This is a genomic window from Nonomuraea sp. NPDC049655, from assembly GCF_044465465.1.
Classification (GTDB): domain Bacteria; phylum Actinomycetota; class Actinomycetes; order Streptosporangiales; family Streptosporangiaceae; genus Nonomuraea.
The window spans coordinates 792,729-809,209 of record NZ_JBITLS010000001.1 but is presented as its reverse complement, the minus strand read 5'-3'; the positions used below and the strand labels follow the sequence as shown (position 1 = coordinate 809,209).

The 16,481-nt window shown below is 72.8% G+C and carries 16 protein-coding genes; 7 read left to right on the top strand and 9 right to left on the bottom strand.

The genetic code is table 11. The annotated features are described in order from the left end of the window. Window positions 1-55: 55 nt before the first annotated feature. On the top strand, window positions 56-1,345 hold the full coding sequence (locus ACIBQ6_RS03715; protein ID WP_397210066.1) for a YibE/F family protein: 1,290 nt from the start codon (window positions 56-58) through the stop codon (window positions 1,343-1,345). Between the two features lie 6 nt (window positions 1,346-1,351). Here ACIBQ6_RS03715 and ACIBQ6_RS03710 read toward each other — a convergent pair whose 3' ends face one another. Next, on the bottom strand, window positions 1,352-2,209 hold the full coding sequence (locus ACIBQ6_RS03710) for an NAD(+)/NADH kinase (RefSeq protein WP_397210063.1): 858 nt from the start codon (window positions 2,207-2,209) through the stop codon (window positions 1,352-1,354). Window positions 2,210-2,287: 78 nt separating this feature from the next. On the opposite strand from ACIBQ6_RS03710, the gene ACIBQ6_RS03705 reads away from it, so the two are divergent. Further along, window positions 2,288-3,139, top strand: coding sequence for a DUF72 domain-containing protein (locus ACIBQ6_RS03705; protein WP_397210061.1), 852 nt, complete (start codon window positions 2,288-2,290; stop codon window positions 3,137-3,139). A 25-nt stretch (window positions 3,140-3,164) separates the two neighbouring features. Here ACIBQ6_RS03705 and ACIBQ6_RS03700 read toward each other — a convergent pair whose 3' ends face one another. After that, window positions 3,165-4,421 (bottom strand): cytochrome P450, encoded by a 1,257-nt coding sequence (locus ACIBQ6_RS03700; protein WP_352354069.1) that lies wholly within the window; start codon window positions 4,419-4,421, stop codon window positions 3,165-3,167. Between the two features lie 197 nt (window positions 4,422-4,618). Between ACIBQ6_RS03700 and ACIBQ6_RS03695 the strand changes: the two genes are divergently transcribed. After that, complete coding sequence (locus tag ACIBQ6_RS03695) at window positions 4,619-5,761, top strand: glutamate--cysteine ligase (protein ID WP_397210060.1); 1,143 nt, start codon at window positions 4,619-4,621, stop codon at window positions 5,759-5,761. 39 nt (window positions 5,762-5,800) lie between these two features. On the opposite strand, the gene ACIBQ6_RS03690 is transcribed toward ACIBQ6_RS03695, so the two are convergent. After that, window positions 5,801-7,336, bottom strand: coding sequence for an NAD(P)-binding domain-containing protein (locus tag ACIBQ6_RS03690; RefSeq protein ID WP_397210059.1), 1,536 nt, complete (start codon window positions 7,334-7,336; stop codon window positions 5,801-5,803). Next, window positions 7,336-7,908, bottom strand: coding sequence for a carboxymuconolactone decarboxylase family protein (locus ACIBQ6_RS03685; protein WP_358293315.1), 573 nt, complete (start codon window positions 7,906-7,908; stop codon window positions 7,336-7,338). Before ACIBQ6_RS03685 ends, ACIBQ6_RS03690 begins: the two co-directional genes overlap by 1 nt. Before the next feature lie 139 nt (window positions 7,909-8,047). On the opposite strand from ACIBQ6_RS03685, the gene ACIBQ6_RS03680 reads away from it, so the two are divergent. Next, window positions 8,048-8,440, top strand: a complete 393-nt coding sequence (locus ACIBQ6_RS03680; protein ID WP_352330337.1) for a nuclear transport factor 2 family protein — start codon at window positions 8,048-8,050, stop codon at window positions 8,438-8,440. A gap of 23 nt (window positions 8,441-8,463) precedes the next feature. Here ACIBQ6_RS03680 and ACIBQ6_RS03675 read toward each other — a convergent pair whose 3' ends face one another. Further along, a complete protein-coding gene (locus ACIBQ6_RS03675; protein ID WP_358293316.1) occupies window positions 8,464-8,979 on the bottom strand; it encodes a carboxymuconolactone decarboxylase family protein in 516 nt (171 codons plus the stop codon). A 320-nt stretch (window positions 8,980-9,299) separates the two neighbouring features. Between ACIBQ6_RS03675 and ACIBQ6_RS03670 the strand changes: the two genes are divergently transcribed. Continuing rightward, the gene (locus ACIBQ6_RS03670) at window positions 9,300-10,007 is read left to right on the top strand and encodes an NAD(P)-binding domain-containing protein (protein ID WP_358293317.1); all 708 of its coding nucleotides are present in this window, start codon (window positions 9,300-9,302) and stop codon (window positions 10,005-10,007) included. Window positions 10,008-10,081: 74 nt separating this feature from the next. Here ACIBQ6_RS03670 and ACIBQ6_RS03665 read toward each other — a convergent pair whose 3' ends face one another. From ACIBQ6_RS03665 to ACIBQ6_RS03655, 3 genes are all read right to left on the bottom strand, one after another. Continuing rightward, window positions 10,082-12,469, bottom strand: a complete 2,388-nt coding sequence (locus ACIBQ6_RS03665) for a SpoIIE family protein phosphatase (RefSeq protein WP_397210058.1) — start codon at window positions 12,467-12,469, stop codon at window positions 10,082-10,084. 77 nt (window positions 12,470-12,546) lie between these two features. After that, entirely contained in the window at window positions 12,547-13,365 is an 819-nt protein-coding gene (locus tag ACIBQ6_RS03660) for an SDR family NAD(P)-dependent oxidoreductase (RefSeq protein ID WP_397210057.1), read from the bottom strand. 157 nt (window positions 13,366-13,522) lie between these two features. Next, window positions 13,523-13,969, bottom strand: coding sequence for an ATP-binding protein (locus ACIBQ6_RS03655; RefSeq protein ID WP_358293322.1), 447 nt, complete (start codon window positions 13,967-13,969; stop codon window positions 13,523-13,525). A gap of 342 nt (window positions 13,970-14,311) precedes the next feature. Here ACIBQ6_RS03655 and ACIBQ6_RS03650 point away from each other — a divergent pair, with 342 nt between their 5' ends. Then, on the top strand, window positions 14,312-14,692 hold the full coding sequence (locus ACIBQ6_RS03650; protein WP_397210055.1) for an STAS domain-containing protein: 381 nt from the start codon (window positions 14,312-14,314) through the stop codon (window positions 14,690-14,692). A 374-nt stretch (window positions 14,693-15,066) separates the two neighbouring features. Here ACIBQ6_RS03650 and ACIBQ6_RS03645 read toward each other — a convergent pair whose 3' ends face one another. Continuing rightward, a complete protein-coding gene (locus ACIBQ6_RS03645) occupies window positions 15,067-15,429 on the bottom strand; it encodes an STAS domain-containing protein (protein ID WP_358293326.1) in 363 nt (120 codons plus the stop codon). Between the two features lie 306 nt (window positions 15,430-15,735). On the opposite strand from ACIBQ6_RS03645, the gene ACIBQ6_RS03640 reads away from it, so the two are divergent. Next, window positions 15,736-16,344: a TetR/AcrR family transcriptional regulator gene (locus ACIBQ6_RS03640; RefSeq protein ID WP_358293328.1), complete on the top strand. Its 609-nt coding sequence runs from the start codon at window positions 15,736-15,738 to the stop codon at window positions 16,342-16,344. Window positions 16,345-16,481 lie beyond the last annotated feature (137 nt).

Here is a 16,481-nt window from a genome sequence, read left to right as displayed (position 1 = left end):
CGCGCCGGGTGCGTTACTGTCGCAGTCCCGGAAGCCTAGGAGGATCTTTCACGCGATGGGCGCCGATCATTTCCCCGGCCATTCCCACGGTCACGGTCACGGCCACGGCGTGGCCGCAGCGCCGCCGTCGCGCGGCGCGGTCGTGGCGAGCCTGGCCGTGCTGGTGCCGCTGGCCCTGGCCACGCTGGCCTGCCTGGTGTGGCTCTGGCCCGCGGGGCAGGCGGCGCCGGCCGGCCAGGACGGGCGGGAGGGGCCGGCGGTCGAGCGGGTCGAGGGCACGATCGCCTCGGTCACGCTCAGGCGCTGCCCGGCCGTCCAGGAGGGCATGCCGGTGCCCGACCCGGCCACCTGCGGCAACGCCACCGTACGGGTCGGCTCGGGGCCCGACACCGGCCGCGACGTCACGCTGCGGCTGCCGGGCGGGCCGGGGGCCCAGCGGTTCACGGCGGGCGACGACGTGCTGCTGCTGCGCGCCGCCGACGGGGACTACCAGCTCTCCGACCACGACCGGTCGACGACGTTGTGGCTGCTGGGCGGCGCGTTCGCGCTGGCGGTCATCGCGTTCGGGCGGTGGCGCGGGGTGACGGCGTTGGTGGGGCTGGCGGTGACGTTCGGGCTGCTGCTGACGTTCGTCATCCCGGCCGTCCTGGCGGGCGAGCCGCCGATGCTGGTCGCCGTCGTCGGCTCGGCCGCGATCATGCTGACGGTGCTCTACCTCACCCACGGCTTCTCGCTGACCACGTCGATGGCCGTGCTGGGCACGCTGGCCAGTCTCGCGCTCACCGGGCTGCTGTCGTACGGGGCGCTCGGCCTGGCCCGGCTCAACGGCGTCACCGACGACACCGCCCTGACGCTGGGCATGAGCCTGTCCATCGACACCGAGGGGCTGCTGCTGGCCAGCATCATCATCGGGGCGCTCGGCGTGCTCGACGACGTCACCGTCACCCAGGCGGTGACGGTGGGGGAGCTGGCCGCGGCCAACCCCTCCTACGGCTTCGCCCGCCTGTACCGGGCCGCGGGACGCGTCGGACGGGCCCACATCGCCTCGGTGATCAACACGATCATCCTGGCGTACGCGGGGGCGTCGCTGCCGCTGCTGCTGCTGTTCAGCATCGGCGCGCAGCCGCTCGGCGATGTGCTGACCACGCCGGTCGTGACCCAGGAGATCGTCCGCAGCGTCGTGGGCACGCTCGGGCTGATCGCCGCCGTGCCGATCACGACCGCGCTGTCGGCCCTGGTCGCCGCCCGCGGCGCGCGGCCCGCGGAGATGCCGGAGGGCGAGCCGTCCACCAGGCCCGTGCGGGCCGGCGGGCCCCTCACCAGGCCCGCCCGGCACCGCCGCTGAGCGGGGTCAGCCGACCTCGGCGCTGCCGTCCACCCGCAGCTTGCGGCGGGCGCGTTCGTAGAAGGTGGTGCCGAGGCGGACCACCTTGGCCGCCCCCGGCCAGGCGGTGACCGTGACGGTGTCGCCAGGGCACAGGTGGCCGACCACCCGTCCGTCCACCTCGACGGCGAGCCGGCCGCTCGTGGGCAGCACCTCCAGCGTCACCTCCTCGTCGGCGGGCAGCACCAGGGCCCGGTTGAAGGAGGAGTGGGCGGCGGCGGGCACCACGAGGACGGCCTCCACGCGGGGCGAGACGATCGGCCCGCCGGCCGAGAAGCTGTAGGCGGTGGAGCCGGTGGAGGTGGCCACGATCACCGCGTCCGCGGACAGGCTCACGAACGGGCTGCCCGACGGGGTGACCGACACCCCGGCCAGCCCCTCGCCGGGGATGCGGACCAGCGCGATGTCGTTGAACGCGGTCACCGCAACCCCCGCGACCACACTCCTGATCGCCATCCGCGGCTCGATCGTGTACTCGTGGCGGTCGATGGCCGACAGCGTGCCGGCCAGCTCGTCCACGTCGATCTCGGCCAGGAAGCCGAGCTTGCCCAGGTTCACCCCCAGGATGGGCGTGGGCCGGCCGGCCAGCAGCCGCATGGTCCGCAACATCGTGCCGTCGCCGCCGAGCCCCACCAGCAGGTCGGCCCGCTCGACCAGGGCGACCGCGTCGACCGGCACCGCGCTGCAGTCGATGCGCCCGACCTCCTCGGGCAGCCCGAGGACGGTGGCCCCCTTGTCCGCGGCCCAGCGCAGGATCGTGTCGATCGCCTTCTTGGAGTCGCGCTGGGGATGCAGCACCAGCCCGACCGTCCCGACCATGCCCATGCGACCAGCCTAAACGGTGGCGTACTCGGACATCCGCGGCGGCCCCGGGCACCCGGCGGCTCCGCTAACGTCGGAGGCATGCGGCTTCATGTGGGATGCGCGATGTGGACGCACACACCGTGGAACGGACGTTTCCTGCCCCATCCGCTCCCGCCGGGCGAGCGCCTGCGCGCCTACGCCACCTGGTGCGACGCGGTCGAGGGCAACACCACGTTCTACGCCACCCCCGCCCGCGCCACGGTGGAGTCGTGGGCCCGGCAGCTCGACCCCGACTTCCGCTTCGTGGTCAAGCTGCCCAAGGCCATCACCCACCACCACCGGCTGACCGGCGCCAAGCAGGAGCTGCACGCCTTCCTCGACGCCATCGAGCCGCTCGGGCCACGCGCGCACGCCCTGTGGGTGCAGTTACCGCCCGGTTTCGGCCCCGCCGACCTCGGCACGCTGGCGGCCTTCCTGCACCGCCTGCCCCGCTCCCACCGCCACGCCGTGGAGGTCCGCCACCGCGCCTTCTTCGACGACGCCCGCCAGGCCGGGCAGCTCGAACGGGTGCTGGCCGCCGCCGGCGCCGAATGGGTGCCGTTCGACACGGTGACGCTGTTCCGCACCCCGCCGACCAGCGACGCCGAACGCGACGCGTGGACGAAGAAGCCGCGCGTGCCGCGCCGCACCCGCGCGCTCACCGGCCATCCGATCGTCCGCTACCTGGGCCGCGACTCCGTCGAGGCCACGGTCGAGGGCTGGCGGGAGTGGGTGGACACGGTCGCCGGATGGCTGCGCGAGGGCCGCTCCCCCACCGTGTTCGTCCACACGCCCGACAACGCCGACGCGCCGATGCTCGCCCGCCGCTTCCACGACGAGGTGCGCGCCCGGGTGCCGGAGCTGCGCCCGCTGCCCGAGCCGATGCCCGCCGAGCCCCCCACGCTGTTCTGACCGCCCGCCGGCTGCGCGGGCGGCCTCACGCGCGCAGCGTGTAGCGGATCGGCAGGTGCTTGATCCCGCCCACGAACGTGGTGGCCACCCAGGCGGGCTCGCCGTCGAACTCCACGCTCTCCAGCCGGGGCAGCAGCTCGGCGAACAGCGCCCGGATCTCCATCCGGGCCAGCGCGGCCCCGAGGCAGAAGTGCACGCCGGAGCCGAAGGCCAGGTGCCGGTTGGGGTCACGGCCGGCGTCGAAGCGGAACGGCTCGGCGAACACCTCCTCGTCCCGGTTGGCCGACGGGTACGACAGCAGCACCGACTCCCCCCGCCTGACCGGCGTGCCGCGTACGGCGGTGTCGGCGGCGGCGGTGCGCATGAACTCCTTCACCGGGCTGACCCACCGGATCATCTCCTCGGCCGCCAGCGGCAGCAGCCCGGGGTCCCGGCGCAGCCGCCGCAGCTCGCCGGGGTGCCGGATGAGCGCCTCCAGGCCGCCGGCGATGGTGGAGCTGGTGGTGTCGTGCCCGGCGGTGGCGATGATGACGTAATAGGAGGCGGCGTCCAGGTCGCTCAGCGGGCGGCCGTCCACGCGGGCGTTGGCGATCTCCGAGGCGAGGTCGCCGGTGGGCCTGGCCCGGCGCGCGGCGGTCAGCTCGCGGAAGTAGTCCAGCAGGTCGGCCAGCACGGCGGTGTGGTCCTGGGCGGTGCCGCCGCGCCGGTTGTCGCTGTCGTCCTGGCCGAACAGCTCCTGGGTGAGCCGCAGCATGCGCGGGAAGTCCGACTCCGGCAGGCCCAGCAGCGACAGGATGACGTAGAGCGGGTAGTGCACGGCGACCTGCCGGGCGAAGTCGCAGGAGCCGCCGTGGGCGGTCATCCGGTCGACGTAGCGCCGGGCCAGGTCGCGGACGCGTACCTCCAGGGCGCGCATGGCCCTGGGCCGGAACCAGTCGGCGGCGACGGCGCGCACGACGCGGTGCTCGGGGTCGTCCATGTGGACGAGCGTCTTCAGGCCGGTGCCGCGGGCCCGCTGCTCGGCCAGCCGGGCGTCGATCTCCGCGCTCCGCAGCACCGGGCGCGGCGCGCTCAGCCACAGGGCGTTGTTCCGCTCGATCTCCAGCAGGTCGGCGTGCCGGGTGACGGCCCAGAAGGGGTTGTAGCCCGGCACCTCCACGCGGTGCACCGGGGACTCGCGGCGCAGCAGCGCCAGGGCCTCGTGCAGCCGGGTCTCGTCGGCGTACGCGGCGGGCGTGGCGAACACGTGCCCGGCCTCCTCCACGGACATGGTCGCGGTCACGAGCGGGGCCCTCCTTCGGATGCGGGGGTGATGCGGCCAGGAGAGCCATTCCCCCGGGGCGTGTGCGCCATTCGGCCCTGCGGCGGCCACCGGCAGGGCAAGATCGGATGGCAGCGTCCCCGCAGTGTCCCCGCGGTGTCCCCGCGGTGTCCCCGCGGTGTGCCCGCAGTCGAGTCGAGCAGTGGAGTGGAGCGCACATGACGGCTACCGCCGAGTCGTTACGGCAGTCCTCCGGCGGCGTGACCGCCCGCCTGATGGGCGTCGAGGAGGAGTACCTGGTCGTCGATCCGGCCACCCGCGCCGTGGCCCCCGGGGCGGCGGCCGTCGTCGGGCGCGCCGCGGCCGGGCTGGGCGACCGGGTCTGCACGGAGATCACGCAGTTCCAGGTGGAGGCCAAGACGGCGCCCTGCGCGAGCCGGGCCGAGCTGGAGGCGGAGCTGCGGCGGATGCGCGAGGTCGTGGCCGCCGCCGCGCGCGCCGAAGGGCTGGCCGTGGTCGCCTCCGGCACGCCGGTGATCGGCGACGTCGTCCCGCCGCCGATCACCGAGCACCCCCGGTACGGCGTCGGCATCGACAACTACCGCGCCCTGCACGACGAGCAGGCCATCTGCGCCGGTCACGTGCACATCCACGTGCCCGACCGGGAGCAGGCCGTGCTGGTCTGCAACCACGTGCGCCCGTGGCTGCCGGTGCTGCTCGCGCTCATGGCCAACTCGCCCTTCTGGGCCGGCCGCGACACCGGTTACGCGGGCTGGCGGGTGCTGGCCTGGGGCAAGTGGCCGGTGGCCGGGCCGCCGCCGTACTTCGGGTCGCTGGAGCACTTCGAGCGCACGGTCGCGGCGCTGACCGACAGCGGCGCGCTGGTCGACCCCGGGACGCTGTTCTGGGACGTGCGCCCGTCGGCCCGGCTGCCCACGGTGGAGGTGCGGGTGGCCGACGTGCCCGCCTCCACGCGCGAGTCGGTGTTCCTCGCGCTGGTGGTGCGGGCGCTGGTCACCACGTCGCTGCACCGGGTGCGGGACGGCGATCCGGGCCCCGAGGTGCCCGCCGAACTGCTGCGCGTGGCCTACTGGCGGGCCGCCAGGGACGGGCTGGGCGGGTCCGGGGTCGATCCGTTCACGGGGGCGGCGCGGCCGGTCGCCGAGCTGGTGACGCGGCTGCTGGAGCACGTCGGGCCCGCGCTGGCCGCGGCCGGCGACCTGGAGGCGGCCGAGGAGGGGTGGCGGCTGCTGCGCGAGAACGGCGGCGGCGCCGAGCGCCAGCGGGCCGCGCACGCCCGGCGCGGGGCGCTCGCCGACGTGGTCGACGATCTCGTGGCCCGCTTCTCCGCCTACGCCTGAAGCCGACCGGCTCCGCCTACGCCTGAAGCCGGCCGGCTCCTACGGCTGGAGCCGGTCGGCCAGGAACGCGCGCAGCGGCTCGACGTGACGTACGGGGTCGCGCCAGCGGGCCTGGAGGTCCTCCAGGAGGTGCTGCTCGGCGACCGGCTCGCCGTGCCGCCAGGCCCGGACGACGGGATGCAGGAAGGCGCACTCGTCGGCCCGCTCGGGCGTGGGGTGGCGCTGGATGGCGAACACGTCGGCCCGGTCGCGCGGCCCCCAGCGCAGGGTCAGCGTGAGGCACAGCCCGGCGGCGGCGAAGCGCTCGCGGGCGTAGTCCTCCGGCAGGTCCTCGTAGTGCCGCACGACGCCGTCCGGGCCGAGCACGTACGCGTCGGACAGGTACTCGAACTGGGTCCACAGCGCCGAGCTGTGGTTGACCCGGTCGAGCATCGACCCGGTGAGCAGGTCGGCGTCGGCGGGCAGCTCGCGCACGGGCAGCGGCCGGCCCTCGTAGCGTTCGAGCAGCAGGGCGGTCAGGGAGCGCAGGTTGTAGCGGAAGCCGTCGATGAACGCCGAGGAGGCCCGTTTGAAGTCGCGGGCCTGCATGAGGGTGCCGGCGAAGTACAGGCCGTCGACGTCGGCCGACTGGAAGTCGGGGCGGATCGCCGGCATCCGGCCGCCGGGGGTCAGCGCGGGCCGGCAGGAGTCGCCGAACAGGCCGGTGTCCATGGTGAAGCCGGTGCAGCGCAGGACGGCGTCGTAGTCGAGCAGCGCCTGCTCGCCGTCGGCCAGCGTGTAGGTGATCGCGGCCCTGATCCCGCCGCCCTCGCGCCAGAGGCGGTTGACGGTGCACTCCAGGACGCCGTGCAGGGTCTTGAACCAGTAGCTGTCCAGGAAGGCGCCGTACTGGCCGCGGACGTGGCCGGGGTGCTTGCTCGTCCAGGCCAGGCGGACGGGGCTGGGGCTGGCCAGGTGGATGACCGCGGCGTACGGGAGCAGCGCCTGGGCGGTCTCGAACGCCGAGTTGCCCTTGCCGATGACCAGGACGCGCTGGTCGGCGAAGTCCTCGCCGTTGACGGGGACGTCCTCGTAGCCGGTGGCCAGCTCGATGCCCGGGATGTCGGGGATGTGCGGGCCGCCCCAGCCGGTGGCGACGATCAGGCAGTCGGCGCGGAGAACCTGGTCACCGGTGTGGACGACGAAGCCCGCGCCGTCCTTCTCTACGCGCTCGACGGCCGTCGAGTACCGCACCCGCAGCCCGTGGACGCGCTGGAAGTCGGCCAGGTAGCGGACCAGGTCGTCGGCGTGCGGGAAGTACTCGCGCGAGTAGTTCGGGAACATCAGGTCGGGCTCGTCGTTGAGCAGGGAGTTCCAGTCCCAGCGGAGCTGGATCTCGCGCTCCTTCTCGCCGGTGTGCACCTTGTTCAGCGAGATGAGCCGGCGGTGGCGCGGGTAGCTGCGGAAGAAGCCGCCGGGCGCGTCCTCGCGTTCCAGGGTGACGTAGTCGGCCCCGGCGCGCTGCAGGAAGTAGCTGAGCTGCAGCCCGCCGGGTCCGGCGCCGATGATCACGAACCGGTGGTGTTCCGCGTCCATCAGTCCTGCTGTCCCGCCGCCGGTGGGACGGTCGTGTAGCCGTGCGTCAGGATGCGCTGCGCGGCCAGGTCGTACCCGGCGGGGTCGTCGGGGGCGAAGGTGCCCAGGCCGTCGACGTACCGGTTGAACATGCAGAACGCGGCCGCGATCAGCACGGTGTGGTGCAGTTCCTTGTCGGTGGCCCCCTCCGCCCGGGCCGCGGCCACCAGCTTGTCGGTGACGTCCCTGCCGCTCCGCTGCACGGCGGCGGCGATGGCGAGCAGGGCGCGGAGCTTGGGCGTGACGGGCGCCGTGCCGGGGTCGGCGCGGACCTGGTCCACCAGCGTCATGCCTTCGGGGAGCTGGGCGGCGGCGAACGCGGCGTGCGAGGCCGTGCAGAACCGGCACTCGTTGAGCCCTGACACGTAGGCCGCGATCAGCTCCCGCTCGCCGCGGCTCAGTGTGCTGTCGCCACGCAGGAGGACCTCGGCCAGCGCGTTCATCGGGGCGGCCGTCTCTGGGCTGAACTGGAAAAGTCCGCGGATTCCGGGTTCATCGGAATCGAGGGCAATATGGGGCACGCAAGCTCCCATCGATGCGGTTTTCTCCTAGTCTGCACACTCTGGCAAATTGCGCAAGATCTCGTTAATTGTGCCTCCTTCTTGTCTCCTGCAACTGACACGCGTAATGTCACGGACGCCACCTAAACCCCGTTTGTGACTGGCGGTCGTCATGGATGAGCATCCCCACATCACCGTTGCCGGCAACACCTACGACGCCATTGCCAAGGGCGACCTGGAGGACCTTCGCCGGCTGCTCGCCGACGACGTGATCTTCCACGTCCCCGGCCGCGGACCGATGGCCCGCGACTACTCCGGCAAGGAAGCCGTGCTCGGCTACCTCGCCGAGCTGCTGAAGTCCACCACCGGCACGCTGCGTCTGGAGCCGGAGTCCTACCTCGTCGGCGGCGACCAGGTCGCCGCCGTCCTGCGCATCCGCGGTGAGCGCGACGGCCGCTCGCTCGACGACCGCGGCATGCAGTTGTTCCGGATCACCGACGGGAAGATCAGCGAGCGCTGGAGCTTCCCGCTCGACCCCTATTCGGTGGACGAGTTCTTCGGCTGATCAGGCCCGCCGGACGGGGCCGCTCAGCCGGCCTCGTCCAGCGCCTCGTCGTTCCACACCTTCACGTATCCGCTGGTCAGACGTGCCCTGTCGGCGTAGTGGCCGGGGTCGTCGGTGGCCAGTGTGGCCAGGCCGTCCACGTACCGGTTGTACATGCAGAAGGCCGCCGCGATCAGCACCGTGTCGTGGATCTCCAGGTCCGTGGCGCCCTCGGCCCTGGCCGCGCGCACGTGCTCGTCGGTGACCTCCCGTCCGCCGCGCTGCACCGCCCCGGCGATGCCCAGCAGGGCCTTGAGCTTGCCGGAGAGAGGGGCCGCCGCCGGGTCGGCGCAGGTCTCGTCGACCAGCGTCATGCCGTCCGGCACGCGGACGGCCGCGAAGGCCGCGTGGGTGTGGAAGCAGAACCGGCACCGGTTGAGCGACGACACGTACGCCGCGATCAGCTCGCGCTCGCCCCGGGTCAGCGGACTGTCCCCGCACAGCAGCACCTCGGAGAGCAGGGTCAGCGGTTCGGCCGCCTCGGGACGGTAACGGAACAACCCCCGAATCCCCGGCTCGTCGGACACCAGCTGGATATGCGGACGCGTCCCGCCCGCGTGATTAACGAATTCACGCCGCCCAGCGTCGTGCGAGACGGAACGTAATGCTGAATTTCCCATTCGGTCCTCCAACGTCCGTTTGCCTGCCTATGGGTTCCAGTGTGCGGGTTCGTCGCGCGCAGATTCCGCCGCGGAACGACCAGGAAGTTGCGTGCCGGTGACCACTTGATGCCAGCGGCGCCGCTGGAACCATCCGCCCGGAATCGGGTTCGGGTGCCGTCCGGCGCGCCGACACGGCCTCCGAACAGCGATAACGCATTGTGACGATATCCTGGCGAGCAGTAGCTGAGGCGCACAACCGGGGGCGGAGCATGAAGATCGGCATCATCGGCGCGGGGAACATCGGCGGCACGCTCACCCGGCGCCTGACCGAGCTGGGGCACGAGGTGGCGGTGGCCAACTCCCGGGGCCCCCAGACGCTCACCGGCCTGGCCACCGAGACCGGCGCGACCCCGGTGACCGTCGAGGAGGCGCCCCAGGGAGCCGACCTGGTCGTGGTCACGATCCCCCAGGGCAAGGTGCCCGAGCTGCCCGACGGCCTGTTCGACGACGTCACCGGCGGCCTGACCGTCGTGGACACCGGCAACTACTACCCCCAGCGCGACGGCCGGATCGACGAGATCGAGGCCGGGATGCCGGAGAGCCGATGGGTCGAGCAGCAGCTCGGCCATCCGGTGGTGAAGGCGTTCAACAACATCTTCGCCGACCACCTCGCCCACGGCGGCCGCCCCTCCGGCACCCCCGGGCGCATCGCCCTGCCCGTGGCCGCCGACGACGAGCGCGGCAAGAAGATCGTGATGGGTCTGGTGGACGCGCTCGGCTTCGACCCCGTGGACGCCGGCGGGCTCGACGAGTCGTGGCGGCAGCAGCCCGGCAGCCCCGTCTACACCACCGACAAGGACGCCGAGGGCGTCAGGGAGGCCCTGGCCCAGGCCCGCCAGGAACGCACACCGGAGTGGCGCGCCTGACCCGACCGGGACGCCTGCCCCCGCCCGGTGCTGCTCGGATTCGATCGGCGCTGCTCAGATTCGGTCGGCGCTGCTCAGGCTGGGCCGGTGCGCAGGAGCAGCATGGCGATGTCGTCGGCGCGGTGCTCGACGGCCGCCGCGGCCGCGATCATGTCCTCGGCCACGTCGGTGAGCGGCTGGTCCGGCGCGGGGGTGAACCCGGCGGCCAGGCCGCCGATGGCCTCGCCGAGGTCGTGTCCGGGCACTTCGATGAGCCCATCGGTGTAGAGGGCCAGCACCGAGCCGGGCGGCAGGGCGAGCTGGGTGGTGGCGTACTCGGCGCCGGGTTCGATGCCGAGCAGCAGCCCGGGGGCGGACTCCACCACCTGGGCGGGCTCGCCGGGCCGGCGCAGCAGCGCCGGCAGGTGGCCCGCGCTGGCCACGCACGCCATGCTCCGCCCCAGGTCGACGCTGATGTACAGGCAGCTGGTGAACCGGTCCGGGGCCAGCTCGTTGAGCAGGCGGTTGGTGTGCGCGAGCACCTCGCCGGGGTTGGCGCCCGCGCTCGCGTGGGCGTGGATGGCCGTACGCACCTGGCCCATCAGCGCGGCGGCGGTGACGTCGTGCCCCTGGACGTCGCCGATGACGGCGGCGGCCACCTTCTCCTCCAGCCGGATCAGGTCGTAGAAGTCGCCGCCGATGTCCATGCCGGGCGTGGCGGGCAGGTAGCGGGCGACCACCTCCAGCCCCGGGACGCCGGGCAGGGTGCGCGGCAGCAGGCTCGACTGCAGCGACTGCGCGAACTGGTGCTTGACGTCGTAGAGGCGGGCGCGCTCGAACGCCTGGGCGATGAGCCCGCTCAGGGCCGTCAGGCTGGCCCGCTCGTCGGTGGTGAAGCGGTGGGGACGGTCGTAGGCCAGGATGCACATGCCGGCCGTCCGCCCGCCGGCTGTCAGCGGCAGGAACGCCCAGGCCGACATGTCGTCCGACCTGATCGCCTCCGGGTACGTCGCGCGCAGCTCGGCCCAGCTGCCGAAGAAGGCCGGTGCGCCGGCGGCCAGCGGGTGGCCGGGCGACAGGTGCAGAAGGGGCTGGCCGTCGTACTCCTCGATCGCCTTCTCGCTGTATCCGCGCGAGGCGGCCACCTGCATGCGCCCGCCCCTGGAGGTGAGGATGGCCAGGGCCTGCACGTGGTAGGCGGGCATCACGTGGTCGGCGACCAGGTTGATCACCTCCTGGGCGGTGACGGCCCGCGCCAGGGTGGTGGCCAGGTGCAGCATCTCGTGCAGCGCGACGAGGCGCGGCGGCCGGTCGGCGGCGACGAGCTGGTCGGGCATGACCGGACGCGGGTCGCGGGCCATCGTGCTCGGCGTGACCCGCATGGTGACGCCGGCCAGGCCCGGATAGAGGTGGAAGGCCAGCCACTGGCCGCCCGGGTTGCGGGTGGTGAAGTAGGTGACCTCCTGGCTGACCACGGCGGCGCGGTAGCGGTCCTCGTAGGCGGGCTCGCCCAGCCAGGGCAGGGCGTCCCAGGGGCGCTTGCCGGTCAGCTCGCCCGCCTCGGCCTGCAGCAGCTCCTCGGCGGGGGCGGTGACCAGGGTGAGCCGCCCCTCGACGTCGAGCATGCAGTAGCCCTCGGGCAGCCGGTTGAGGCAGGTCAGCAGGTCCTCGCCGCCGGGCGGCTCCCTGGTCAGCACGCGCGGCTGGTGCCCCGGCGGCACCGGCCGGTTCCCCCTCGGGACGATCTCCGCCAGGTCGGCGCAGGTGGCGGTCAGGACGTCGAGCTGGTGCCGGGTGGGACGGCGGGCCGGGGCGGGCGGCCAGAGCAGCATCATGGCCCCGCGCACCTCGCCGTCGCGGTCGACCAGGGGCGCGACGGCCAGCGCGAACCCGTACGGGAAGGCGAGCGCCACGAGCGGGAACTCGCGGGCCATGGCCTCCCGGTCGGGCACCCACACCAGCCGCCGCTGCCGCACCGCCACCGCGACCGGCGACTGGTCGGTGGACCTGATCAGGACCCACGAGCGCGAGAAGGGCTCGGGGAGCCCCGACTCGGCGTCCATCATCAGCACACGCCCGTCCTCGGCCAGGACGAAGAGCACGCACACGTGCGCCTGCGTGCTGGTGGCCGCGCCGAGCAGCAGCCTGTCGACGTGCGCATCGCCCGCCGGGCCACCGTCGTGCGCCCGCGCCTCGTCGTGGAGCCGTCCTTCGTTGCGGGTGCGCTCTTCGTCGGAGGCCCACCCCTCGTTACGGACCTGCTCCTCGTTACGGGCCCGCTCCTCTTTACGGGCCTGCCGCTCCTTACGGGCCCGTTCCTCTGTACGGGCCCGCTCCTCGTCGTGGGCCCGCGCCTCGTCGTGGGCCCGCGCCTCGTCGTGGGCCGGGCCCCCGTTGTGGACCGGCCCGCCGTCGCGGGTCCAGCCGCCGTCGCCGGCCGCCGGGCCGGGAGGTGGTGGCGGGTTGTGGGGGACATCTCCCATGAAATCAGGCTATGCAAGCTCCCCGTACGGGAATATGCACGGTCCGTAATGGATGGGCAAAGTGTTCCAAGACGCCGTCAGGCGAGCGGCCCGAGGTACGTGCCACCGGAGACGTCGATGGTCTGCCCGGTCACCCACCGGCCCGCCGGACCGGCCAGGAAGCCGACCACGTCGGCGACGTCCTCGGGCTCCCCGAGCCGGCCGAGCGCGGTGATGGACTCCAGCGCGGCCACCACCTCGGGGATCGAGGTGTAGCCCGCGGTCATGTCGGTCCGTACGGCGCCGGGCGCGACCGTGTTCACGGTGATGCCACGCCGTCCCAGCTCGTTGGCGAGCGTCGGTGCCATCGCCTCCAGCGCCGCCTTGCTGATCGTGTAGCCGATCTGCGTGGTGACGGCGAACCGGCTGGCCGTCGAGCCCATGTTGATGATGCGGCCGCCGTCGTTCAGCAGCGGCAGCGCACGCTGGATCACGAAGAACGGAGTGGTGACGTTGACCGTCATCACCCGTTCGAACTCCGCCGGGGTCAGGTGCGCGATCGGGACGGTCGAGGCGATGCCGGCGTTGTTGACCAGGATGTCCAGGCCACGCCCGGCCAACCCGTCGGCCAGCCCCTCGAACAACCGCTCCACCGCCCCCTCAACGCCCCTGCCCTCTTGCGCACCCTCCGCGTCCTTGACGCTCTGCCGGGGCTTCGCGCCGAAGCGGGCCTGCACGGCGAACGCCCGGCCGCCGCGCTCCTCGATCAGGGCGACGGTCTGCTTGGCCGCCTCGTCGTCGCCGCCGTAGTGCACGGCCACCAGCGCGCCCTCGGCGGCCAGCCGCAGCGACACCGCCCGGCCGATCCCCCGGGAACCGCCCGTCACCAGCGCCGTCTTGCCGGTCAGCATGCCCATTGTCCGCTCCCCACGTGTGTGGCCTGTGCTCCGCGGTCGCGGAGACAGGTCAACAGTGGCGGGGCCGGCTCACCGCGTCCTCACCGGCGGCTCACCGCTCATCAGGACGGCTCACCACCCGTCCGCCCAGCAGAGACGGACGGGCGGATCACCGTGGCTAGCTGGCCGCGGGTGAGGAGTCGCCCCCCTGCCAGGGACGCAGACGGGTGGCGAGGGGCAGACGCATACGCAGCCGCAGCCTGCTGCCCCCTTGCGGATGGTCGATGCCGACCTCGTCGCACAGACGATGGATCAGCCACAGGCCGAGGCGCCGCGCCGAGGGCGAGGGACGCGTGAGCCGGGCGTCGGCCAGATGCTCGGCCCGCAGGCGTCCGGCCGTGTCGCAGACATCGACCGTGAGGACGGCGGCGTCGGTGTAGGCCGTCACCGTGCCGCGACCGCCACCGTGCTCCAGGACGTTCGCGGCGGCCTCGTTGACGGCGAGCACCAGGTGGTCGAGCCGCGCGCCGGACAGCCCCGCGTGGGTGGCGTAGACGCGCACCAGATCGCGGGTGAGCGCGAGATTGTTGGTGATGGTGCACCGCAGGTGGAAGGGTGCTTGCATGGCTTGCCCCTACCGGGTACGGAGGTTACGGCGGCGTAAAGCGCTCGATCGAGGGCAGAGAGTAAGGCGACCGAGTAAACGAGCCGAGCCGGGCGCGCCACGGGCGCACCTGTCCGGTTCACCGGCGGCCGAAGCCGTGGTGACCTGGACGATGCCTGGCGGAAAGGGTTGATCGCCCGACATCTGCTTCTCCCTCTGCCCGATGTGCCGACGCTGTATGGACGCGCGGCGCGCCGGGCCCTCTTGTTTTCGGCGATCTGTCAGGGGCGCCCGCACCTTCCCTCGATAGGGAACGTGGCGCGGCTCGGCTCTGCCCTAGACGACCGCATTGGTGTGATTTCAATGACCGACCAGACCGGCGACCCTGCCGATGTGCTGCCCATGGTGCACCCCTTCGGCCTGCGCGTACGCGGCGAGATCGACCACCATGGACGGCCCGCACTGGCCCGAGCGCTGGCGTGGGCGTTACGCATCGGCGAGACCGACGTCCATCTGGACCTGTCCGAGCTTACCTTCATCGACGCCGGCGGGCTGCGGCTGATCATCAGCACGGCCACCGACCTGCCGCCGCCGCGCAGGCTGGTGCTCCAGAACGCCTCGTCGACGGTGCGCGAGCTGCTGGAACTGCTCGGCTGGCGGCTGGGGCCGGAGGGTCAGCTGTACCAGGTGATCAACGCGTCACATCCCCACGGCCCGGACCCGGCCCCCTCCCCACCGTCCTGACCTGACACCCAGGCCCGCTTCGGGGCCCCTGGCCGTCACCGCCCGCCGGGCCCCGCAGGCCCCCGCCCCGCCCGGCCTCGCCCGCACCCCCCAGGGCCCGGGCCCGACTCCGCTACCGGCCCATTCCAACCCCACTGCCGGCCCCCCTCCCGATCCCTCCCGATCCCGCGTCGGCCCGGCGCCGTGCTGTGACCCTTCACCGGCACATCCGGCCTGGGCGTCCGCCGCGATCCCCGCCGCCCCCGAAGGGCCGTCGTCGGGCTCCTGCCCTGAAGCCCTCGCCGCGCCCCTGGCCCGGCTGACCCGTACTGGGCCCGGACCCGCGCATGTCGTTGCCAAGCGGCCGTGGCCGCCGCCCTCACCGTCCCTCCGGGTCAGGACGGCCAGCCGCGCGGCTTGGCCCAGCTCGCGGTCTCGGCCGGACCGTCGTCCGAAGGGAACAGGCGCGACAGACTGGTGATGTCCAGCAGGCGGGCCAGCGGCCCGTGCACCCCGACCAGCCGGACGCTGCCGCCGCGCCGCTCGGCCTGCCGCTGGCCGACGATGAGGGCCCAGAGGCCGCACGAGTCGCAGAAAGCCAGGTCGGTGACATCGATCACGACCTTCGGACGCTCCGCCTCCAGGAGTTCCGCGAGCGTACGGGCCAGCGGCATGCGGGTCACGCGGTCGAGGTCGCCGTCGAGATGCACCACATGGCAGCCCGGCAGACGTTGGACGTTGATCGCTAACTCTGTCATGAGGGAATCCAGAGCTCAGCGCCACCGCTGTCCACAACCGGCACATCGGCGGCGACATCGAACATCGCCCGCCCCTACCCCTCAGCGACAGCCTTGCTCCTCCACGCGTACCCAGGTAAGCACGATGTGGCTCAGCCGTCACAGCTTGGATGGCCGCCTTTCAGCCTGCCGCCTCACGTCCTGCCACTCACGTCGTGCGCCTCCCGACATCTTCGCCACGTCCTCACCCAGCCCGCCCGCGCCGCGCCGACTCATTCGGTACGCAGAACCGCCCGTCCCTGCCGTCCTGGACATATAGTAAGTTGGGTGACTGACTCAACGAGGACACGGGCCCGGGGGGCCGACAAGCGGCGCAGGCTGATGGCCGCCGCCGCCCGCGTCCTGCACGAGCAGGGCGTCGAGCGGACGACCATCGCCGACATCGCCGAGGCCGCCGGCGTGCCCGTGGGAAACGTGTACTACTACTTCAAGACCAAGGACGAACTGGTCCTGGCCGCACTGTCCGAGCACGCCGGGCACCTGGCCGAACTCACCGCCGAACTCGACCGGCTCCCCGACCCGCGCGCCCGCCTCAAGGCCATGGTGGACGCCTGGGTGAGTCAGCGGGACATCGCCGCCCGGTACGGCTGCCCCACCGGCACGCTCGCCTCCGAGCTGGACAAACGTGCGGAGGGCGGCCTCGACGTCGAGGCGGGCCGGGTCGTACGGCTGCTCCTCGACTGGTCGGAGCGCCAGTTCCGCGACCTCGGCCAGCCGGACGCCGACGATCTCGCGCTCACCTTCGTGGGGGCGTACCAGGGGATGTCGCTGCTGGCGAACGCCTTGCGCGACCCCGAGATCATGACCCGCCAGGGCACCCGCCTGACCCACTGGCTCGACTCCCTCCCCACGAACCCCCCTCACCCCACAAACTGAGCTCCCCCTCCTCCCTCCACGAAGACGCCCGCCGTCCAGACCACCACCTGGACGGCCCAACTTCCTCCCCCAAGCCCCCTGCCACCTCGGGAAGCTGCACCGCAATACCCGAACCGCACACAACCCTCCATTCCAGG

Coding starts and splice junctions, on each gene's coding strand:
- ACIBQ6_RS03715 (WP_397210066.1), top strand. CDS start 56: ATGGGCGCCGATCATTTCCCCGGCCATTCCCACGGTCACGGTCACGGC.
- ACIBQ6_RS03710 (WP_397210063.1), bottom strand. CDS start 2,209: ATGGGCATGGTCGGGACGGTCGGGCTGGTGCTGCATCCCCAGCGCGAC.
- ACIBQ6_RS03705 (WP_397210061.1), top strand. CDS start 2,288: ATGCGGCTTCATGTGGGATGCGCGATGTGGACGCACACACCGTGGAAC.
- ACIBQ6_RS03695 (WP_397210060.1), top strand. CDS start 4,619: ATGACGGCTACCGCCGAGTCGTTACGGCAGTCCTCCGGCGGCGTGACC.
- ACIBQ6_RS03690 (WP_397210059.1), bottom strand. CDS start 7,336: ATGGACGCGGAACACCACCGGTTCGTGATCATCGGCGCCGGACCCGGC.
- ACIBQ6_RS03685 (WP_358293315.1), bottom strand. CDS start 7,908: ATGGGAGCTTGCGTGCCCCATATTGCCCTCGATTCCGATGAACCCGGA.
- ACIBQ6_RS03680 (WP_352330337.1), top strand. CDS start 8,048: ATGGATGAGCATCCCCACATCACCGTTGCCGGCAACACCTACGACGCC.
- ACIBQ6_RS03665 (WP_397210058.1), bottom strand. CDS start 12,469: ATGGGAGATGTCCCCCACAACCCGCCACCACCTCCCGGCCCGGCGGCC.
- ACIBQ6_RS03660 (WP_397210057.1), bottom strand. CDS start 13,365: ATGGGCATGCTGACCGGCAAGACGGCGCTGGTGACGGGCGGTTCCCGG.
- ACIBQ6_RS03655 (WP_358293322.1), bottom strand. CDS start 13,969: ATGCAAGCACCCTTCCACCTGCGGTGCACCATCACCAACAATCTCGCG.
- ACIBQ6_RS03650 (WP_397210055.1), top strand. CDS start 14,312: ATGACCGACCAGACCGGCGACCCTGCCGATGTGCTGCCCATGGTGCAC.
- ACIBQ6_RS03645 (WP_358293326.1), bottom strand. CDS start 15,429: ATGACAGAGTTAGCGATCAACGTCCAACGTCTGCCGGGCTGCCATGTG.